At 55.9% G+C, this 17,512-nt stretch carries 15 protein-coding genes; 8 read left to right on the forward strand and 7 right to left on the reverse strand.

Annotation, left to right across the window (positions count from 1 at the left end; genetic code table 11):
• The first annotated feature begins 4 nt into the window (after window positions 1-4).
• From sS8_RS25660 to sS8_RS25670, 3 genes are read left to right on the forward strand one after another with little or no spacing between them, the layout of a single operon-like run.
• A complete protein-coding gene (locus tag sS8_RS25660; protein ID WP_119632245.1) occupies window positions 5-307 on the forward strand; it encodes a YciI family protein in 303 nt (100 codons plus the stop codon).
• Window positions 304-594, forward strand: coding sequence for a BolA family protein (locus sS8_RS25665; protein WP_119632246.1), 291 nt, complete (start codon window positions 304-306; stop codon window positions 592-594). Before sS8_RS25660 ends, sS8_RS25665 begins: the two co-directional genes overlap by 4 nt.
• The gene (locus tag sS8_RS25670) at window positions 595-1,575 is read left to right on the forward strand and encodes a peptidylprolyl isomerase (protein WP_119632247.1); all 981 of its coding nucleotides are present in this window, start codon (window positions 595-597) and stop codon (window positions 1,573-1,575) included. It begins immediately after the preceding gene.
• Between the two features lie 35 nt (window positions 1,576-1,610).
• Here the strand turns inward: sS8_RS25670 and sS8_RS25675 are convergent, their stop codons facing one another.
• Window positions 1,611-2,750, reverse strand: a complete 1,140-nt coding sequence (locus sS8_RS25675) for a sensor domain-containing diguanylate cyclase (RefSeq protein ID WP_119632248.1) — start codon at window positions 2,748-2,750, stop codon at window positions 1,611-1,613.
• Window positions 2,751-2,841: 91 nt separating this feature from the next.
• Window positions 2,842-3,933: a PA0069 family radical SAM protein gene (locus sS8_RS25680; protein ID WP_119633018.1), complete on the reverse strand. Its 1,092-nt coding sequence runs from the start codon at window positions 3,931-3,933 to the stop codon at window positions 2,842-2,844.
• A gap of 59 nt (window positions 3,934-3,992) precedes the next feature.
• On the opposite strand from sS8_RS25680, the gene moeA reads away from it, so the two are divergent.
• Window positions 3,993-5,267 carry a molybdopterin molybdotransferase MoeA gene (gene moeA / locus sS8_RS25685; protein ID WP_119632249.1) on the forward strand — a complete coding sequence of 425 codons (1,275 nt, stop codon included), beginning with the start codon at window positions 3,993-3,995 and terminating at the stop codon, window positions 5,265-5,267.
• Window positions 5,268-5,350: 83 nt separating this feature from the next.
• On the opposite strand, the gene sS8_RS30110 is transcribed toward moeA, so the two are convergent.
• Entirely contained in the window at window positions 5,351-5,674 is a 324-nt protein-coding gene (locus tag sS8_RS30110; protein ID WP_119632250.1) for a PilZ domain-containing protein, read from the reverse strand.
• 430 nt (window positions 5,675-6,104) lie between these two features.
• Here sS8_RS30110 and aceE point away from each other — a divergent pair, with 430 nt between their 5' ends.
• The 3 genes from aceE to lpdA all read left to right on the forward strand — a co-directional run bounded on the left by aceE (window position 6,105) and on the right by lpdA (window position 11,666).
• Window positions 6,105-8,792 carry a pyruvate dehydrogenase (acetyl-transferring), homodimeric type gene (aceE, locus tag sS8_RS25695; protein WP_119632251.1) on the forward strand — a complete coding sequence of 896 codons (2,688 nt, stop codon included), beginning with the start codon at window positions 6,105-6,107 and terminating at the stop codon, window positions 8,790-8,792.
• A gap of 10 nt (window positions 8,793-8,802) precedes the next feature.
• On the forward strand, window positions 8,803-10,143 hold the full coding sequence (aceF, locus tag sS8_RS25700; protein ID WP_119632252.1) for a dihydrolipoyllysine-residue acetyltransferase: 1,341 nt from the start codon (window positions 8,803-8,805) through the stop codon (window positions 10,141-10,143).
• Window positions 10,144-10,244: 101 nt separating this feature from the next.
• Complete coding sequence (gene lpdA / locus sS8_RS25705) at window positions 10,245-11,666, forward strand: dihydrolipoyl dehydrogenase (protein WP_119632253.1); 1,422 nt, start codon at window positions 10,245-10,247, stop codon at window positions 11,664-11,666.
• A 78-nt stretch (window positions 11,667-11,744) separates the two neighbouring features.
• Here the strand turns inward: lpdA and sS8_RS25710 are convergent, their stop codons facing one another.
• Complete coding sequence (locus sS8_RS25710) at window positions 11,745-13,076, reverse strand: AmpG family muropeptide MFS transporter (protein WP_119632254.1); 1,332 nt, start codon at window positions 13,074-13,076, stop codon at window positions 11,745-11,747.
• The gene (locus sS8_RS25715; RefSeq protein WP_119632255.1) at window positions 13,054-13,833 is read right to left on the reverse strand and encodes an exodeoxyribonuclease III; all 780 of its coding nucleotides are present in this window, start codon (window positions 13,831-13,833) and stop codon (window positions 13,054-13,056) included. Before sS8_RS25715 ends, sS8_RS25710 begins: the two co-directional genes overlap by 23 nt.
• A gap of 207 nt (window positions 13,834-14,040) precedes the next feature.
• Here sS8_RS25715 and rpmE point away from each other — a divergent pair, with 207 nt between their 5' ends.
• Window positions 14,041-14,244 (forward strand): 50S ribosomal protein L31, encoded by a 204-nt coding sequence (gene rpmE / locus sS8_RS25720; protein WP_119632256.1) that lies wholly within the window; start codon window positions 14,041-14,043, stop codon window positions 14,242-14,244.
• 166 nt (window positions 14,245-14,410) lie between these two features.
• Here the strand turns inward: rpmE and sS8_RS25725 are convergent, their stop codons facing one another.
• Both sS8_RS25725 and sS8_RS25730 read right to left on the reverse strand, forming a co-directional pair.
• Window positions 14,411-15,001, reverse strand: a complete 591-nt coding sequence (locus tag sS8_RS25725; RefSeq protein ID WP_119632257.1) for a hypothetical protein — start codon at window positions 14,999-15,001, stop codon at window positions 14,411-14,413.
• An 8-nt stretch (window positions 15,002-15,009) separates the two neighbouring features.
• On the reverse strand, window positions 15,010-17,421 hold the full coding sequence (locus sS8_RS25730) for a penicillin-binding protein 1A (protein ID WP_119632258.1): 2,412 nt from the start codon (window positions 17,419-17,421) through the stop codon (window positions 15,010-15,012).
• Between the last annotated feature and the right edge of the window lie 91 nt (window positions 17,422-17,512).

Genomic DNA, 17,512 nt, shown 5'->3' on the forward strand with positions numbered 1-17,512 from the left:
CTTTTTGCTCTACGCGATTATTTGCGAGGATGTCGAGGGAAGTTTGCCGCGTCGCCTTGAGGTGCGTCCTGCCCATCTTGAGCGGCTGAAAGCATTGCAGGCCGAGGGGCGTTTGATCCTGGCAGGCCCCCATCCGGCTGTCGATTGCGAAGATCCCGGCGAGTCCGGGTTTACCGGCAGCCTGATCGTCGCCGAGTTTCCCGATCTGGCGGCCGCGCAAGATTGGGCGGACGAGGATCCTTACCGTCGGGCCGGCGTCTATGCCCGGGTGACGATCAAGCCATTCAAAAAGGTGCTTCCACAATGATGAACCGAGCCGAAAAAATCAGGAACCGATTGGAAGAGGCGCTTTCGCCGGTGCACTTGGAGATAACGGACGACAGCATGGCCCACGCGGGCCATAAGGGTGCTATGGAATCCGGAGGCGGGCACTTTTATGCCACCATCGTGTCCGAGAAATTTGAAGGAAAGAGTTCGGTTCAGCGACACCAGCTGGTTTTTCGCGCGCTGGGCGACTTGATGCAGACGGAGATACACGCCTTCAGCATGAAGGCATTCACCCCCCTTGAATTTCAACAAAAAGGAAACCCATAAATGAAGAGATATTCACTTGTCGCTGCCATCGCCAGTGCAATGATTTTCGCAGGATGCAACAACATCGGCACCGATGGCCAAAAGGGTGCGACAAGCACAGCCGAGGCCCCGACGGCAGAGAATTCTGTCGCCGTAGTCAACGGCAGGCCGATCAGCAGAGCGGCAGTCGACATTTTGTCGGCGGAACTGGTGCAACGCCGCGGGGACAACGGCATATCGGAAGACAAAATCATTGACGAACTGATCAAGCGGGAACTTCTGCGCCAAGAAGCTGTAGCTCAGCAACTGACCAAGGATCCGAAAAACGCTGCGCGTGTGGAAAACGCGGATCGCATGGTTTTATCACAAATGGCGGCCGAGCACTTCACCAACACTGCAGCAATCACCGACGAAGATCTGAAGCAGGAATATGACCAGCGGGTCGGTTCGATGAAGCTGACCGAGTATAAGGCCCGACATATACTGGTGGATTCCGAAGATGCCGCGAAGGATGTCATTAAACGGTTGAAGAAAGGAGAAAAATTCGCCGATATCGCGAAGAAGGTATCCAAGGATCCTGGCTCCAAGGGGAACGGCGGCGATTTGGGCTGGTTTAATCCGCAGCAGATGGTGCCCCCGTTTGCCAATGCGGTGATTGCGCTAAAGAATGGGGAATTGTCCGAAACGCCGGTGCAAACCCAATTCGGTTGGCACGTCATCCAGCGTGACGATTCGCGGGATCAGCCGCCACCGCCCTTTGATGCCGTCAAGGATCAATTGCGCTCCATGATGCAAACACAGCGTCTGCAACAGCATATTGCCGACTTGAAAAGCAAGGCGAAGATAGAACAGTTCGAAAAGCCGGAACCGGCCGAAAGTCCTGTGCCTGAGCAGCCCGGTACCGGCGCGGAGCCTGAACAGCCTTCCGAAAGTCCGGCAACTGACCCGTCGGAGAGCGGTCCGAACGATGACGCTCCTGAGTCGCAAAAACCTGCGGAATAAACTCCAGCATTTAGAGCCGGAGTTTCTCTCCGGCTCTAAAAACCGGCAACGTACTGTTGCGGCGCTTTCTGGATGCTCGGTTCGACGAACCCGCTAACAACACGGTTTCGGCCGTTGTTCTTGGCAAGATAGAGCGCCCTGTCAGCCGCCTCGATGAGCCGCTCCACGGTAGCGTCAATTCCGTCAATCCTGGAAGGATCCAACGTGGCTACACCGATGGACAAGCTTATCTGCAGAGCCTGGCTGTTCTTATCATAAAATTCGTGATCGGCGATGCATTGCCGAATTCGCTCTGCGACATCCGCAGCCGCTCGATCTCCTGTCCCGGCCGAAAGAAGCACCACGAATTCCTCGCCGCCATAACGCGCCAATACGTCGCTGTCCCGCAGCGTGGAGCGTATGGTTTGTGCCGCATCGACCAGTACTCGGTCGCCGCTTTGATGCCCGTAGGTATCATTGATCGTCTTGAAATGATCGATGTCCAGAAACAGACAGGATAGGCATTCGCCGGTACGCCGTGTTCGGTCGATCTCTTCACCGACACGTTGTTCGAAATAACGCCGATTGTTGACGCCGGTGAGCATATCGATGAGGCTGGTTCGTCGAATCAGCTCGAAGTTCAAGGTGTTTTCCAGGCATACACTGAGTACGCACGCGAGACGATCCAGAAAATCCGTCGCCATCTGCTCGCAAAAGCGCGTCTTATCGGTGCTCGCAAGATTCAGGCTGCCCATGAGTTTGCCGCGGCGATAGAGAGGCAAGAGTGCAACGCTGGACGAGGGAGCGGGCGGGCCCGGAAAAAATGCGCCGCATTTTTCAACTTTATAGTTTCCTAAATACGGTCTTAAGTGTTTGCGGAACGTTCGGTCCAGGAGATCTCCGCTGGACAGCAAAATCAAGTTGGGCTGCTTTTCGACACGCAGGCCGTCTTCGATGAGGAATCGTTTCAACTCGCCTTTTTCGTCAACCAATACGAAGCTAACGGCATCAAGTTCGAATAACAGACGAGTGTCTTCCAGAACCTGGTCGACCAGTTCACGCAGGGAGTTCAGCGTAAGCAAGTTCATTTCCAGGGTCTGGAAGCGATGCAATTTGATCTGGTTCAGCCGAATGCTATCGACGAGGTTATCGAGGTGGCTTTGCAGGACGCATAAATCGGTATAAAGCTCATCCAAACTTTGGATCCTTAGGCGGTGCTTTGGCTTCGGTTTTAAGCATAGAAGCCTAGCAGAAGTTTACGAACGCACTTTTCGATTCACGCAAAGATCAGAACAGGCTGGTTTGCGTCGGTCCATCATCGGGACGCCGAAAGAGTTTCGAAGTCAAGCGGACGTCAATTGAATTAAGCCCCGTTTTCTTGAGGGCCAGCCGGAACCGTTTTCGAATAAGCTCCGCATAAATGCCCGATCCGGTCTGGCGAAGGCCGAAACTCGATCGGTACGGCTTGCCGCCGTGGATATCACAGAGTCTCGCAAGAATATGCCTGGCTTTGAGCGGGACATGGGTTTCCAGCCATTCCTGGAACAGTTCCTTCAGTTCGAGGGGGAGGCGCAGCATGATGTAATCGGCCCGTATGGCGCCGTGTGCGGCTGCATGAGTAAGAATCGTTTCGAGTTCCGCGTCAGTCAGAATCGGAACAACCGGGGCGACCAAAACGGTCACCGGGACGCCAGCCTCGGCCAGCAAGCGAATTGTTTGAAGGCGGCGTTGCGGACTGGCGGCTCGCGGCTCCATGATTCTGGCCAATCCTTTGTCCAGCGTGGTGAGTGAAATCTGAACCTGGGCCAGATGCTCCCGCGCCATGGCCGAGAGGATGTCGAGATCGCGTTCGATCAGGGCCGACTTGGTTGTGATGCTTACCGGATGACGGCAATTTTGGAGCAGTTCAAGGACCTGGCGGGTCACGCGCCATTCTTTCTCGATGGGCTGATAGGGATCGGTGTTTGCGCCCAAGGCAAGCGGGCTGGGGCGGTGGGTTTTCTTGGCGAGCTCCTTGCGCAGCAGGGCTGCCGCATCGAATTTGACGAAAAGCCGGCTCTCGAAATCGAGGCCCGGAGATAGTCCCATGTAAGCATGGCCGGGCCGCGCATAGCAGTAGATGCAGCCGTGCTCGCAGCCGCGATAGGCGTTGATCGACTGATCGAAAGGGATGTCCGGCGACCGGTTATGGGTGATAATGCTGCGGGCGCTTTCACGTGTCACGATGGTTGGCAACGAGGGGATATCCTCGGACCACCAGCGGTCGTCGATTTTTTCCCGGATGGTCTCGGAGTAGCGCGATTCCCGATTGCTGACGGCTCCTCGGCCTTTTTTCGGCGAATTCGGAAGTCGCGTTGTTTCGAATGGATCGTCGCTCATACTGGCCACCAATAGTACCATTCCTGCCTGCAACGAATATTTTCCAGATTGGTCCCGCCATGACTACACCTTCGACTAACCGACCCAGTTGTAGCGATAGTGAAGAGCATGATGCTCTTCGCGTCGAAGAGGCCTTGGCTCGTATGTTGACTGCCACGTCTCCGGTTAAGGGATATGAGCAAATCGGCATACTCGAAGCCGTTGCCAGAGTATTGCACGAGCCCGTGGTTTCGGTGCTCGATGTGCCGAGCCACACCAATTCCGCCGTCGACGGTTATGCCCTGAGAGGAGATGATCTTCCGAAGGCTGGAAATTTGGTGAAGATGCCGGTAGTGGGAGTGGCTTTGGCTGGAAAGCCGTTTGCCGAAACCGTGCTTCCCGGGCAAGCGGTGCGCATCACGACCGGCGCGCCCATGCCGGCCGGAACCGATACCGTACTGATGCAGGAACACATTGATATGGAAGGGGATAGGATTTGCATTGCCGGTGGCCGGCATCGTCCCGGAGAAAATGTACGTATGGCCGGGGAAGATGTCAGGCAGGGTGAAACGATTCTCGACCAGGGGCGCTACTTGACCCCCCCGGATGTCGGACTGATCGCTTCGATAGGGATAGGCGAGGTTAAGGTCAAGCGGCGGCCGCGGATCGCTCTCTTGTCGACCGGTAACGAATTGCATTCGATCGGGCGATCCTTGGGCGTCGGCGGCGTCTACGACAGTAATCGGTATACCCTTAATTCGGCCCTAAAGCGACTGAGCGTCAAAGTGATGGATCAGGGCATTGTGCCGGATGATCCTGAATTGTTACGGGAAGCCTTGCTTAGAGCCGCGACCATGGCCGATGTGGTCATCTCGACCGGAGGGGTATCCGTGGGCGAGGCGGATTTCGTCAAGGACGTTCTGCGTTCCATAGGCCACATCTATTTTTGGAAGGTTGCCATGAAGCCGGGACGCCCCTTGGCGTTCGGCAGTATCGGCTCATCGGTTTTTATCGGCTTGCCGGGCAATCCGGTCGCCGTGATGGTGAACTATTACCAGTTTGTCCTTCCTCTGCTAGAGAGAAAAATGGGCATCGTGGAACGGCCGGTTCTCCCCACCTTGAAAGCCACGTCCACTGAGCGGCTCGTTAAGAAACCCGGCCGCACGGAGTATCAGCGGGGTATTCTCGAAAGGGGCCAAAGCGGGGAATGGCTCGTGCGTACAAGCGGCAAACAGGGTTCCGGCATCCTGCGCTCCATGAGCCTGGCAAACGGCATGATCGTTCTGGAGCACGGCCGTTCTACCGTGGAACCCGGTGAGATCGTCGACGTCTTGCCCTTTGCCTGTCTGATGTAGCTTGAGATAAATGCTTGGTGTTCCGAAACGTGTCGAGCCAAACGGGCATTCAGTTCGAATGTGGGTGGATCTAAAGTCGCTTGCTAGGCTTTGCGCAGAATCGCCGGCTTGCTTGACTTCCAAAATCCGAGTCCTATTCCGTGCTGCGACTCGCGTACCACAACGACGGAATAGCGCGCTAATCTTACAAGGTTGCCGTGTTCGAGAGTAAAGACCAAGCGCGCCGGTTCACCGATGACCCGTTTTAAAGGTCTTTGCGTCTCGATGAAGACGCCTGAACGGCTTATGTTTCTCGCGACGCCGCGCAAGGGGGCGCCGGATGGCATGATCAGATAAGCGGAAATGCGCGAATCCAGCCGTGGTGCGCGCCGGCGTTCCTTTCCCGAATTCGTTCTGCTTCCTAACATATCAGGGTGACCAGTTGTCTAACGGATAGAGTTAATCCCAAATACCGCAATATCGTATCGGTTGGTGGGTAAGCAAAGGTTTCTGAGCCTCCAATCCGGCTCCGGGAGGATGATACCAGGTGATCAGTATTCGTAAAATCGCTAAAGAGTCCGTTTTTCAGATCCGCTTTTCTGGCGTAATCGGTTCTTAGTCTGTACCATTTTCCGATTGAGTCTTTTTTTTATAACAATACAACGTTGACCTCTTTCAGAATGCAAAGTCAGAGTTGCGCAATCTGTCATCACAGGAGCAACGGGTCATCAAAAATGCCTGCAATTGTTTGGTTCCAAGCAAACGACGGGTCGGAAATCAGCAGATGGCTTTGAGCTTTGCTTGTCCGCAATCGAAAAATTTAACTGGAAGTTCTTAAGTACTGGAGGAATCTTTCCTATGTCCGCCGTGAGTCCCTCTCACCCATCGCAATACCTTAAGAGTGCCGGCGATATCGATCCCGAAGAAACCCGAGAGTGGTTGGAAGCACTAGAAGCCGTGATCGAAACTGAAGGCATCGAACGGGCACATTTTCTTATCGAGAGTTTGGTCGATCAGGCACGCCGGGCCGGAGCGAATCTGCCTTATAAGGCGAATACGGCGTACATCAACACCATCCCGCCCCACATGGAGCCCCGTATGCCGGGCGACGCCGGTCTGGAGCAGCGGATTCGCTCCTATATTCGCTGGAACGCTATGGCCATGGTTGTTCGTGCCAACCGCAAAACCAGCGAGTACGGTGGGCACATTGCCACGTTCGCTTCGGCTGCGACGCTTTACGACGTCGGTTTCAACCACTTTTTCCACGCCGCCGACGGGCATCATGGCGGAGATCTGGTTTACTTTCAGGGACACGCCGCTCCCGGAATTTATGCGCGTGCCTTTTTGGAAGGGCGACTGACCGAAGAACAGCTCGACTGTTTTCGCGCCGAAATCGGCGGGAACGGACTTTCGTCCTATCCACACCCTTGGTTGATGCCCGACTTTTGGCAGTTTCCAACGGTATCCATGGGTCTTGGTCCGCTGATGGCGATCTATCAGGCGCGCTTCATGAAGTACCTCGAGGATCGAGGGATTCTTGCGACGGCAGGCCGAAAGATCTGGTGTTTCTGCGGTGACGGCGAAATGGACGAGCCGGAATCCATGGGCGCCATCGGTCTCGCCGGCAGGGAGAAGCTCGACAATCTCATTTTTGTCATAAATTGCAATTTGCAGCGGCTCGACGGACCCGTACGCGGCGACGGCAAGATCATCCAGGAACTTGAGGCGGAGTTCCGGGGTGCCGGCTGGAACGTCATCAAGGTCATTTGGGGCTCGTACTGGGATCCTCTGCTGGCCAAGGACAAGGACGGCCTGTTGAAGAAGCGCATGGAAGAATCCGTGGATGGCGAGTATCAAGCCTACAAGGCGAAGGGCGGTGCCTATACCCGCGAGCATTTCTTCGGCAAGTACCCGGAACTGAAAGCGATGGTGGCCAATATGTCCGACGAGGACATCTGGCGCCTGAATCGCGGCGGGCACGACCCGCACAAGGTCTACGCCGCTTATCACGCGGCGGTAAACCATACCGGACGGCCGACCGTGATCTTGGCCAAGACGGTCAAGGGCTATGGCATGGGCAGTGCGGGCGAAGGACTCATGACCACGCACCAGCAAAAGAAAATGGACGAACAGGCGATCCGTCACTTCCGGGACCGTTTCAATATTCCCATTCCGGATGACCAGCTGATGGAATTGCCTTATTACAAGCCGCCGGAAGACAGCGCGGAGCAGATCTACATGCACGAGCGTCGCAAGGCCCTGGGCGGATACGTGCCGCGACGGCGACGCGACGCGCCACTTTTGCAGGTGCCGGAACTAGACGTCTTCGAACCTCTGCTGAAGGGCTCCGAAGATCGGGAGATGTCGACCACGATGGCGTTCGTTCGCATCCTGACGCTGCTGCTGCGGGATAAAAAACTGGGTAAGTACGTGGTACCCATCGTCCCGGACGAAGCCCGAACTTTCGGTATGGAGGGACTGTTCCGCCAATACGGCATTTACTCTTCCGTCGGGCAGTTGTATGTTCCTGCGGATGCCGGGGGAGTCATGTATTACAAGGAGGACAAATCGGGCCAGATACTGGAGGAGGGTATCTCCGAGGCCGGGTCCATGTGCTCCTGGCTGGCGGCCGGTACGGCTTATACCAACCACAACATCCAGATGATCCCTTTCTACATCTACTACTCGATGTTCGGCTACCAACGGGTGGGGGATCTGATGTGGGCCGCGGGCGATATGCAGACACGCGGCTTTTTGATGGGAGGAACTGCCGGACGTACGACGCTGGCGGGCGAGGGATTGCAGCATCAGGATGGGCATAGTCACGTCAGTATGTCGGCGATTCCAAATTGCGTAGCTTACGATCCTTGCTTTTCCTACGAACTCGCCGTAATTATCCAGGATGGTCTCAGGCGAATGTATCAGGAGGGCGAGAGCATCTTCTACTACGTCACCGTCATGAATGAAAATTATACTCATCCTGACATGCCGGCCGGCGCCCGCGAAGGGATCGTCAAGGGCATGTACAAGCTCAAGGATGCCGGCGAATCGGTTCAGGCCCAGATTCTGGCCGGCGGTACGATACTCCGCGAGGCCATCGTCGCCGCCGAGTTGCTGGAGCAGGACTTCGGCGTAAAAGCGAACGTTTGGAGCGTCACCAGCTTTACCGAGCTGCGCCGTGACGGACTCGACAAGCAGCGCTGGAATCTCCTGCACCCGGATCAGCCGCCCCGCGTCAGCTACGTGGAGGATTGTCTGGCGGGAACCGAGGGGCCGGTTATCGCGGCGTCCGACTATATTAAAATGCTCGCCGATCAAATCCGGCCGTTTGTACCGAGATCCTATACGGTTCTGGGCACCGATGGTTTTGGGCGCAGCGATCAACGTTCCGAATTGCGGAGATTTTTCGAGGTGGACCGGTATTACATTACGTATACCACTCTAAAAGCCTTAGCGGATGAGGGCAGTGTGGCGCTTTCAACACTCGCGGAAGCCATGGGCAAATACGGCATCGATCCGGAAAAGCCCAATCCAGTGAAGGTGTAAAGGAATCGCTATGGCAATGCTAAGAGAAGTTGTAGTTCCCGATATCGGTGATTTTAAGAACGTCGAAATCATCGAAGTGCTGGTAAAGCCAGGTGATGAGATCAAGGCCGATGACTCCCTGATTACTCTGGAAAGCGATAAGGCGGCGATGGAAGTTCCCTCGCCGTTTTCCGGCATCGTGAAAGCCATGCAGGTCAACGTCGGCGATCGGGTGAGCATGGGGTCGCCGATTTTGCAGCTGGAACTTGCCGAAAGAGGAGCGGAAACAGAGGGAAAAGCCCCGTCGGTAAAGGCGGAGGCCGAGAAGATCGAGGCCGGCGAGGCGGAAGAGTCCCGACCCGTCCCTGAGCAACCCGCGCCTTTCCCGCCAAGCGAGCCTGAAGCGAAAACGAAGCACGAGACGGCTATTGCCGAGCGGCCGTTAGAGGTTGGCGAAGAGCATGCTCAACCTCCCCATGCGAGCCCGTCGGTTCGCAAGTTCGCCCGTGAATTGGGCGCTGAGCTTCAAAAGATTCAAGGTACGGGGCCTAAGGGGCGTATTTTGAAGGAAGATGTCCAGTCGTTCGTAAAGGCGAGTTTGAAGCGTACCGAGCAAGCGACGACCGGCGGTATCTTCGCAATTCCGCCGCAGCCGGAAATCGATTTTGCGCAGTTCGGTGCCATCGATCGGCAGCCCTTGTCCCGCATCAAAAAGCTTTCCGGCCCGAATTTGCTTCGGAGCTGGATAAGCACTCCCCATGTCACCCAGCACGACGAAGCGGATATATCCGATCTCGAGGCTTTTCGCCAGTCGCTGAAGGGGGAGGCGGAAAAGCAGAATGTAAAACTGACCTTTCTGCCGTTCGTAATCAAGGCCGTAGCCGCGGCGCTCAAAGCGTTTCCGACTTTCAACTCGTCGCTCGCAGCCAATGGCGAGGAGCTGATTCTGAAAAAGTATTATCACTTGGGCGTGGCGGTGGATACTCCGGAAGGCCTGGTAGTGCCCGTAGTGCGGGATGTCGATCAGAAAGGCATTTTCGACCTGGCCAGGGAGTTGGCCGAGCTCGGAGCCAAGGCTCGCGGCAAAAAGCTGCGCAATAACGATCTCGAAGGCGCGTCGTTTACCATCTCGAGTCTCGGCGGCATCGGCGGCACGGCTTTTACGCCCATTATCAATCCGCCGCAGGTGGCCATTCTCGGTTTATCCCGGGCACAAACCAAGCCCGTTTACCAGGATGGACAGTTCGTGCCGCGCCTGATGTTGCCATTGTCCTTGTCCTATGATCATCGCGTAATCGACGGTGCGGAAGCGGCGAGGTTCACGGTGTATTTGGCCGGACTGCTGGCTGAGTTGCGGCGAGTCCTCTTGTAGAGGCGAGCAGCTTACAGGCTTGCCGGTGCGCCGGTTTGATACAGCCATGACGGAACAACGCTAACCCAAGCAACTTATCCCTATTAGAAGGTAAATAATCGATGTCTGATACATCCAGTCTCCATGCCGAGGTTGTGGTTTTAGGTGGCGGTCCGGGTGGTTATACCGCCGCTTTTCGGGCTGCTGACTTGGGCAGGCAGGTGGTACTGGTTGAACGCTATCCGGTTCTCGGTGGTGTTTGCCTGAATGTCGGATGTATTCCTTCAAAGGCTTTGCTGCACGCTGCCAAGATCATTCAGGAGGCGCAGGAAGCTTCCAGTTTTGGATTGAATTTCGGAGCCCCGAACATCGATCTCGACAAACTGCGCACATGGAAGAACAAGGTCGTGAAGACGCTCACGACCGGACTTTCAGGCTTAACCAAGCAACGCAAGGTCACCGTCGTCAATGGGGTGGGTAAGTTTTCCTCGGACCGGTCGCTGCAGGTCGAAACCGCCGAGGGACCAAGAACGATCAGTTTCGATCACGCGGTCATTGCAGCCGGCTCCCAGCCGGTGCGGATTCCCGGTTTTCCCCATGACGATCCGCGTGTGATGGATTCCACCGACGCCCTGGAACTGGCCGAGGTGCCGAAGCGCCTATTGATCATCGGCGGCGGCATCATCGGCCTGGAAATGGCCACCGTCTACCATGCTCTGGGTGCGAAGATCACCGTTGTCGAACTCATGGACCAGATCATTCCGGGCTGCGATGCGGATCTCGTAAAACCGCTGTATCAGCGCGTCAAGAAACAGTATGAAAATATTTTCCTGAAAACGAAGGTGACGAGCATCGAAGCAAAGTCGGAAGGCTTGCAAGTCTCTTTTGAAGGCGGCGATGGCGCACCCGAATCCGACCTGTTCGACCGTATTTTGGTCGCAGTCGGTCGAAGACCGAACGGTAACCTGATCGGCGCGGAACATGCCGGTGTCAAGGTTGACGACAGAGGTTTCATCCCCGTGGATACCTGCCAGCGAACCAATGTACCGCACATTTACGCCATAGGCGATATTGTCGGCAATCCGATGCTCGCACACAAAGCGACCCATGAGGCGAAGGTAGCGGCGGAAGTGATTTCCGGAGAGCGTTCGGCGTTTCAGGCCCTGACCATTCCCTCGGTCGCGTACACCGATCCGGAAGTGGCCTGGATGGGGCTCACCGAAAATCAGGCGAAAGCGCAAGGTATTGCATACGAAAAGGCGGCGTTTCCATGGGCGGCGAGCGGGCGGGCTCTCGGTATCGACCGCAAAGAAGGCGTCACCAAGATTCTGTGCGATAAGGAAACCAAACGGATACTTGGGGCGGGCATCGTCGGCCCGAATGCGGGAGAACTGATTAGTGAGGCCGTTCTGGCGCTCGAGATGGGCGCCGATATGGAAGATATCGCCTTGAGCATTCACCCACATCCGACTTTGTCCGAAACCTTCGCATTCGCCGCCGAGATGCTGGAAGGCAGCATTACCGACTTGTATATTCGAAAGTAGGCCGGTTTCGCGCCGGACCGGGATTATCGGCAGGCGATTCGCTCGCCTGTGCGACGCGTCGCCTTTCCGGCACGGCTTTCAGTCCGACGATTGCGAATCCGGTTGAGGTTCGAGTCGGTCGGGGCCCGTCCTGGTTTTTCCGCCATTCCATGGCGCCACCTTGAACAGCAGTAACATGCCGGGGAGGGCGAGTGCGAAGCACACCCAAAAAAAGCGTTCCCAGCCGAGCGCTTCGACGTGAACCAGGTAGATGTCTCCGAGCTTTATATCGCCGCCTTCGACGAGAAAACCGGTAAACGCATTGGCCAGCGTCCGGGGGGTCGCCGCCAGGCTGGTGAAAAGAGCGAACTGAGTAGCGGTGTAGGCCGGGTTGGTGGTGGTGGCAATATAAGCAACGAAGGCCGCCGTGCCCAATCCGACACCAAAGGCTTCGGCGCCGATCACAGTGGCCAAGCCCGCCACGGTATGTCCAGCCGTCGCGAGCCAGGCAAAACCGAGAATCACCAGCGCCTGTAAAACGCCGAATACCCACAGGGACCGATGTATCCCGAGGGAGACCATCCAAATTCCCCCCAAAATGCCGCCGGCAAGGTTCGGCCAAAGACCGGCATGTTTGGCGATCACCCCGATTTCGGTCTTGCTGTAGCCCATGTCCAGATAAAAGGGGGTGGCAAGTGCCGTGGCCATGCTATCGCCAAGCTTGTAAAAAAAGATGAATCCCAGAACGGTCAGGGCGCCGCTCCAGCCTTTTCGTTGCACAAACTCGCGGAAAGGATCCACGATGGCTTGACGTAAGGTCGGAGGGGCATGGCTGGAAAATTCAGGTTCGGTTCCAATGAGCGTCAGAAGGATGCCGGGGAGCATGAACAGGGCCGTGATCAGGTAGACGGCGTTCCAGGACAGAAAATCGGCGAGAATCAGAGAAAGAGATCCCGGGATGAGGCCGGCGATCTTATACGCATTCACGTGGACGACATTGCCGAGACCCTGTTCTTCGTCCTTTAGGATTTCGCGCCGGAAGGCATCGATGGCGATATCCTGGGTGGCGGAAAATAAGGCTACTGCCACCGCCAGCCAGCGTATGGTGGCAATGTCGGGCACGGGAGTAAACCAGCCGAAAGCGGGAATCGAGAACAGCAGCGCGATTTGGGTAAACAACATCCAGGTCCTGCGCCGCCCGATCGGCAGACCGTAACGATCGCATAGCGGCGCCCATAAAAACTTCCAGATGTAGGGGAACTGAACCAGCGCCAGCAGCCCGATTTCTTTAAGCTCGACACCGCCGTCGCGCAGCCAGGCGGAAATCAGGCTGATCAGTACGAACAGCGGCAGGCCCGAGGAAAACCCCGTGAGGATGCAGATCAGCATCCGTCTGTTGAATAGCGCGTCACGCCAGGAATGGGTAGTCATAATCTATCGTGAGCGGCGCATGGTCGGAAAAGCGCTCGTCCTTGTAAATGTCGGCGCCGCGAATCGTGTTGCGGAGAGCAGGGCTGGTTACGTGATAATCAATGCGCCAACCAACGTTCTTGGCCCAAGCCTGGCCGCGATTCGACCACCAGGTATATTGTTCCGGTTTCGGATTGATCACCCGGAAGGCATCCACCCAGCCGTCCTCATCGAACACCACGTCCAGCCAGGCGCGCTCTTCGGGCAAGAATCCGGAATTCTTCTGGTTGGATCGCCAGTTCTTGAGATCGATGGGTTTATGCGCGATATTCCAGTCGCCGCAGAAAATGTAATTACGGCCCGATTGCGCACATTCCCGAAGATATGGCAGAAAGCGGTTCATGAAATCGAACTTCACGGCTTGCCGCTCTTCGCTGGAAGAACCGGAGGGCAGGTAAAGGGATACGACGCTAAGTAGACCGAATCTCGCTTCGAGATACCGCCCCTCTGCATCCACATCGGGCCAGCCGATACCCCGAATGACTCGATCCGGTTCCCGTCGGCTATATATCGCAACGCCGCTATAGCCTTTTTTTACGGCGTCCAAATAATAGCACCGATATCCTTTCGGCCAGTAAAGGGGATCTTCCAGTTGATGTGTCTGAACCTTGGTTTCCTGCAGGCAGACGATGTCGGCGTTCTGTTTATCCATCCAGTGGAAAAAACCTTTGCGTGCCGCTGACCGCACGCCGTTCACGTTGAGCGAAACTATACGCATTAGGGTTTATATCTCAGAAGGGTGGGTCACCGCTAGACTGCTTCTGCCGAAAAGGCGAGTGAATAATCGCCGCAGACAGTGCACCGGTCAGCCGGAGGTGGAAAGAATCCCACCGATGTGGATGTCGCTCTTGCGATAAAGAATCAAATTAAGTACCATGAAAAATTTGTCGTCCCTTTGTTCTGATTTCTTGGAGAGTGCCCCAATATGAAGCCGGAGATTCATCCCGAATACAAGACCATTGCCGTCCATTGCAGCTGCGGCAACGCTTTCGAAACCAAGTCGACGCTCGGCAAGGATTTACACGTTGAAGTTTGCTCCGCTTGCCATCCATTTTATACGGGCAAGCAGAAAATCGTCGACACTGCCGGTCGTGTGGATAAGTTCCGACGCAAATACGGACGGGGCTGATCTGTCGGCCTCATCCATGCCCTTCGAAATCGGTCCGGGCGCCTCGATTTTAACGGCGATGAGCAGGGATTGCTCTTCGTTACGGATCGATTAAGGTGATCTTCGATACGGCGATAACGGCGAAGTCGCTTGCGCCGCTCTTCTTCCCGGAAGGATCGAATCGCCCTCAAACGCCATTAAGCAGGTTTTCGACATCCTGGAGAGAGCCTCCCGGGATCGTCTTTTCCTTTCGATTGATTCGCTGACCTTTCAATTCCGGCGGGAGCACGGCTAATTCGACGCGGACGCCGTCGACGAGAAAATCTAGTGCCGGGTATGTCATCGCCCGTTTGTGTCCCAGATTAAATGAAAAGGAGCTTTCCTTAAAAGGAATACGCGCGTCCACCAATTTCTTGATGATGTCTTCCGGAGCTTCGGGATAGACATATAAGATGATTGGACTGTATTGACCCGCGCTGCCGTCCAACGCGCCGCCGACCAGGCGCGGCGAAAACTCTTCCAGAAAACGCATGGCTTCCAGCGCCAGCTTTCGTAAGCGAGTGATATGCTGTGGCTGCGTCTCGGCTCGATAGAGCCGAAGGTATTCCTCCAGCGCCTGATCGATTTCCTCGTTTCGCGGGAGACTTCGCGAGCTCGCTATCCCTAAACGCGCGGCAGCCTTGTGTTTGGCCGGGAGGTAATCGTTGATGCCCTCCTCGGCAATGATCTTCGCGGCTTCCTGAGCGATCAACAGCCGAGCTTTATCTCGCGTGGACATAACGGAGGTCAGAATAGCGATTCGATAGGTCTTTCGGGCGTTGCCCGAATGGGTGGTGGCTTCGGTGAGGCCAGTTGGGTGTCATCTTCGCCGAATTCCGAGGCCGGGAGTTGGCTTACGGGTGGCGCCGCGTAATTACGGGGGGCCCGTTCGGAGGGGAAAACCTCGAAAATGGCGTTGCTGCTGCCGGGCAAGGCAAGCAAGCCGGTGCTCGGATCCATGCGGGCCACCGTCAATCCGCTCGGAAGCGGAAACGTTTGCTCGGGGACATCATTAAGAGCTTCCCGCATGAAATGCATCCACATGGGCAGCGCGGTCTTGCCGCCCGTTTCACCTTTTCCCAAGGATTTCGAGGAATCGAAGCCGACCCATGCGATGGCGGTTAAGGAAGGCACATAACCGTTGAACCAGGCGTCCTTATACTCGTTCGTTGTTCCGGTTTTCCCGGCAACGTCGTGACGTCCGAGCGCCATGGCGCGGGTTGCGGTTCCGGTTCGCACGACCTCCTGCAGCATGGAGTTCATCATGTAATGGACCTGAGGCGAGAGCGTACGAGGCGCAAAGTTCTTACGGCGGTCATCGGACTCGGTACAATTTGCACAGGCTATTTGCGGCGTTGCGCGGAAAATGGTGGTATCGGTTTCTATGCGTTCGATGAAATAGGGTTCGACGCGAAAGCCGCCGTTGGCGAAAACCGCGTAGGCCTGCCCCATGCGGAGGGGGGTTGCCGTGCCGCTCCCCAGGGCAAGCGGGAGGGAGCGAGGCAGTTCTCCGGGCTGGAAGCCGAAGCGAGTGGCCATGTCTATGGTCTTCTTGATGCCGACGCTCTGAAGCAGTCGAATGGAGACGAGATTCCGGGATTTCGCCAGGGCAACCCTGAGCCGCGTAGGACCGTAAAACCGGCCCGAATAATTCTGTGGACGCCAGAATCCGCCCGCTTGAGAAGGATCGGAGAAGGTGACGGGAGCATCGTTAACTACGCTCGCCGGGGTATATCCATGAGTCAATGCCGTCGCGTAAAGTATCGGCTTAAAACCGGAGCCGGGTTGTCTTTGAGCCTGAGTTGCGCGGTTGAACTTGCTGAGTCGAAAATCGTACCCGCCCCCCAGTGCGACTACGGCACCGCTGACGGGATCCAACGCGACTAAAGCCCCTTCGACTTCCGGAATCTGGCTGAGTTTCCAGCGGTCATTGCCGTCTTTGCGAAGTCTGACGAGATCGCCGGCCTTGAGTATCTCTCTGGCACTTCGGGGCTGATGGCCTTGTGCATTCGCGTTAATGTATTTGCGAGCCCATTTAAGGCCGTTCCAGTCGAGTTCGACGTGTTGTTGGTTGCCCAGATAAATTTCCGCCGACGTATCTTTGATGGCAAGGACCAGCCCGGGCACTGTTTCGCCGACTTTGGCAATCTTCGACAAATGTTTGTCCCAGTCCTCGGAACGTTTCTCTTTCTTCAAATCGATTCGTTGTTTGGCGCCTCGATATCCATGGCGTTCGTCGTACTCGTGCAGCGCGAGCCGCAGTGCCTTTTCGGCGGCCGACTGCAACCGAGCGTCGATCGTGGTGTAGACCCTGAAACCGGTGGTATAAGCGGCTTCGCCATACTGGCGATACATCTCGTTCCGGATCAGTTCCGCGACATAGGGGGCATACAATTCAACGGGGGTCGTATGGAGTTTTGCGGTGACCGGCCGATTAATCAGCTCCTGGTAGGTATGGTCATCGATGTAGCCTAATTTCCGCATCCGCTTCAGCACGTAGTTGCGGCGAATTGTTGCTCGCTGCGGATTGGTAATCGGGTTGAATGCCGAGGGGGCCTTCGGTAAACCCGCAATTGTCGCTATTTCGTCCAGTTCGAGCTCGTTGATCCCCTTGCCATAGTAGACCTGCGTCGCGGCTACGACACCGTAGGCATGGTGTCCGAAATAGATCTTGTTCAAGTACAGCTCCAAGATCTGCTGTTTCGTCAATTCCGACTCGATTTTGATGGCCAGCACGATCTCCTTGAGTTTGCGAAAGAAGGTCTTTTCGCTACTCAAAAAGAAATTCCGGGCTACCTGCATCGTGATCGTACTGCCGCCCTGCTTCTTCTTTCCCGTCCGCAAAAAGGAAAACGTCGCTCGCAGCAAGCCTTGGTAGTCCACGCCGGGATGGTCGAAAAAACGATTGTCCTCCGCTGCCAGAAACGCCTGGACTACCTTCTGGGGAACTTCGGAAACGCTCACAGGGGTACGTTTCTTTTCCCCATACTGGGCCATGAGCAACCCGTCTCTGCTGTAAATGCTCATCGGGGTCTGATACCGGGCATCGCGCAGGACTTCTATGTCCGGGAGTTTTGGTTCGATGTAGCGGTACAGAAAATACGCGACCAGAACCAAACTCACGGCTCCGCCAAGCATGAGCAGAAAGATTAGTTTCATGACGCTTGCGGATCGGGAGCGCACTTTGCGTCTACTGTTGCGGCTACTCACTCGAAAATCAAAAAGGTGTTTTCAGGCTGCGGCTACGGAA

It is taken from the genome of Methylocaldum marinum, from assembly GCF_003584645.1.
Lineage (GTDB): Bacteria > Pseudomonadota > Gammaproteobacteria > Methylococcales > Methylococcaceae > Methylocaldum > Methylocaldum marinum.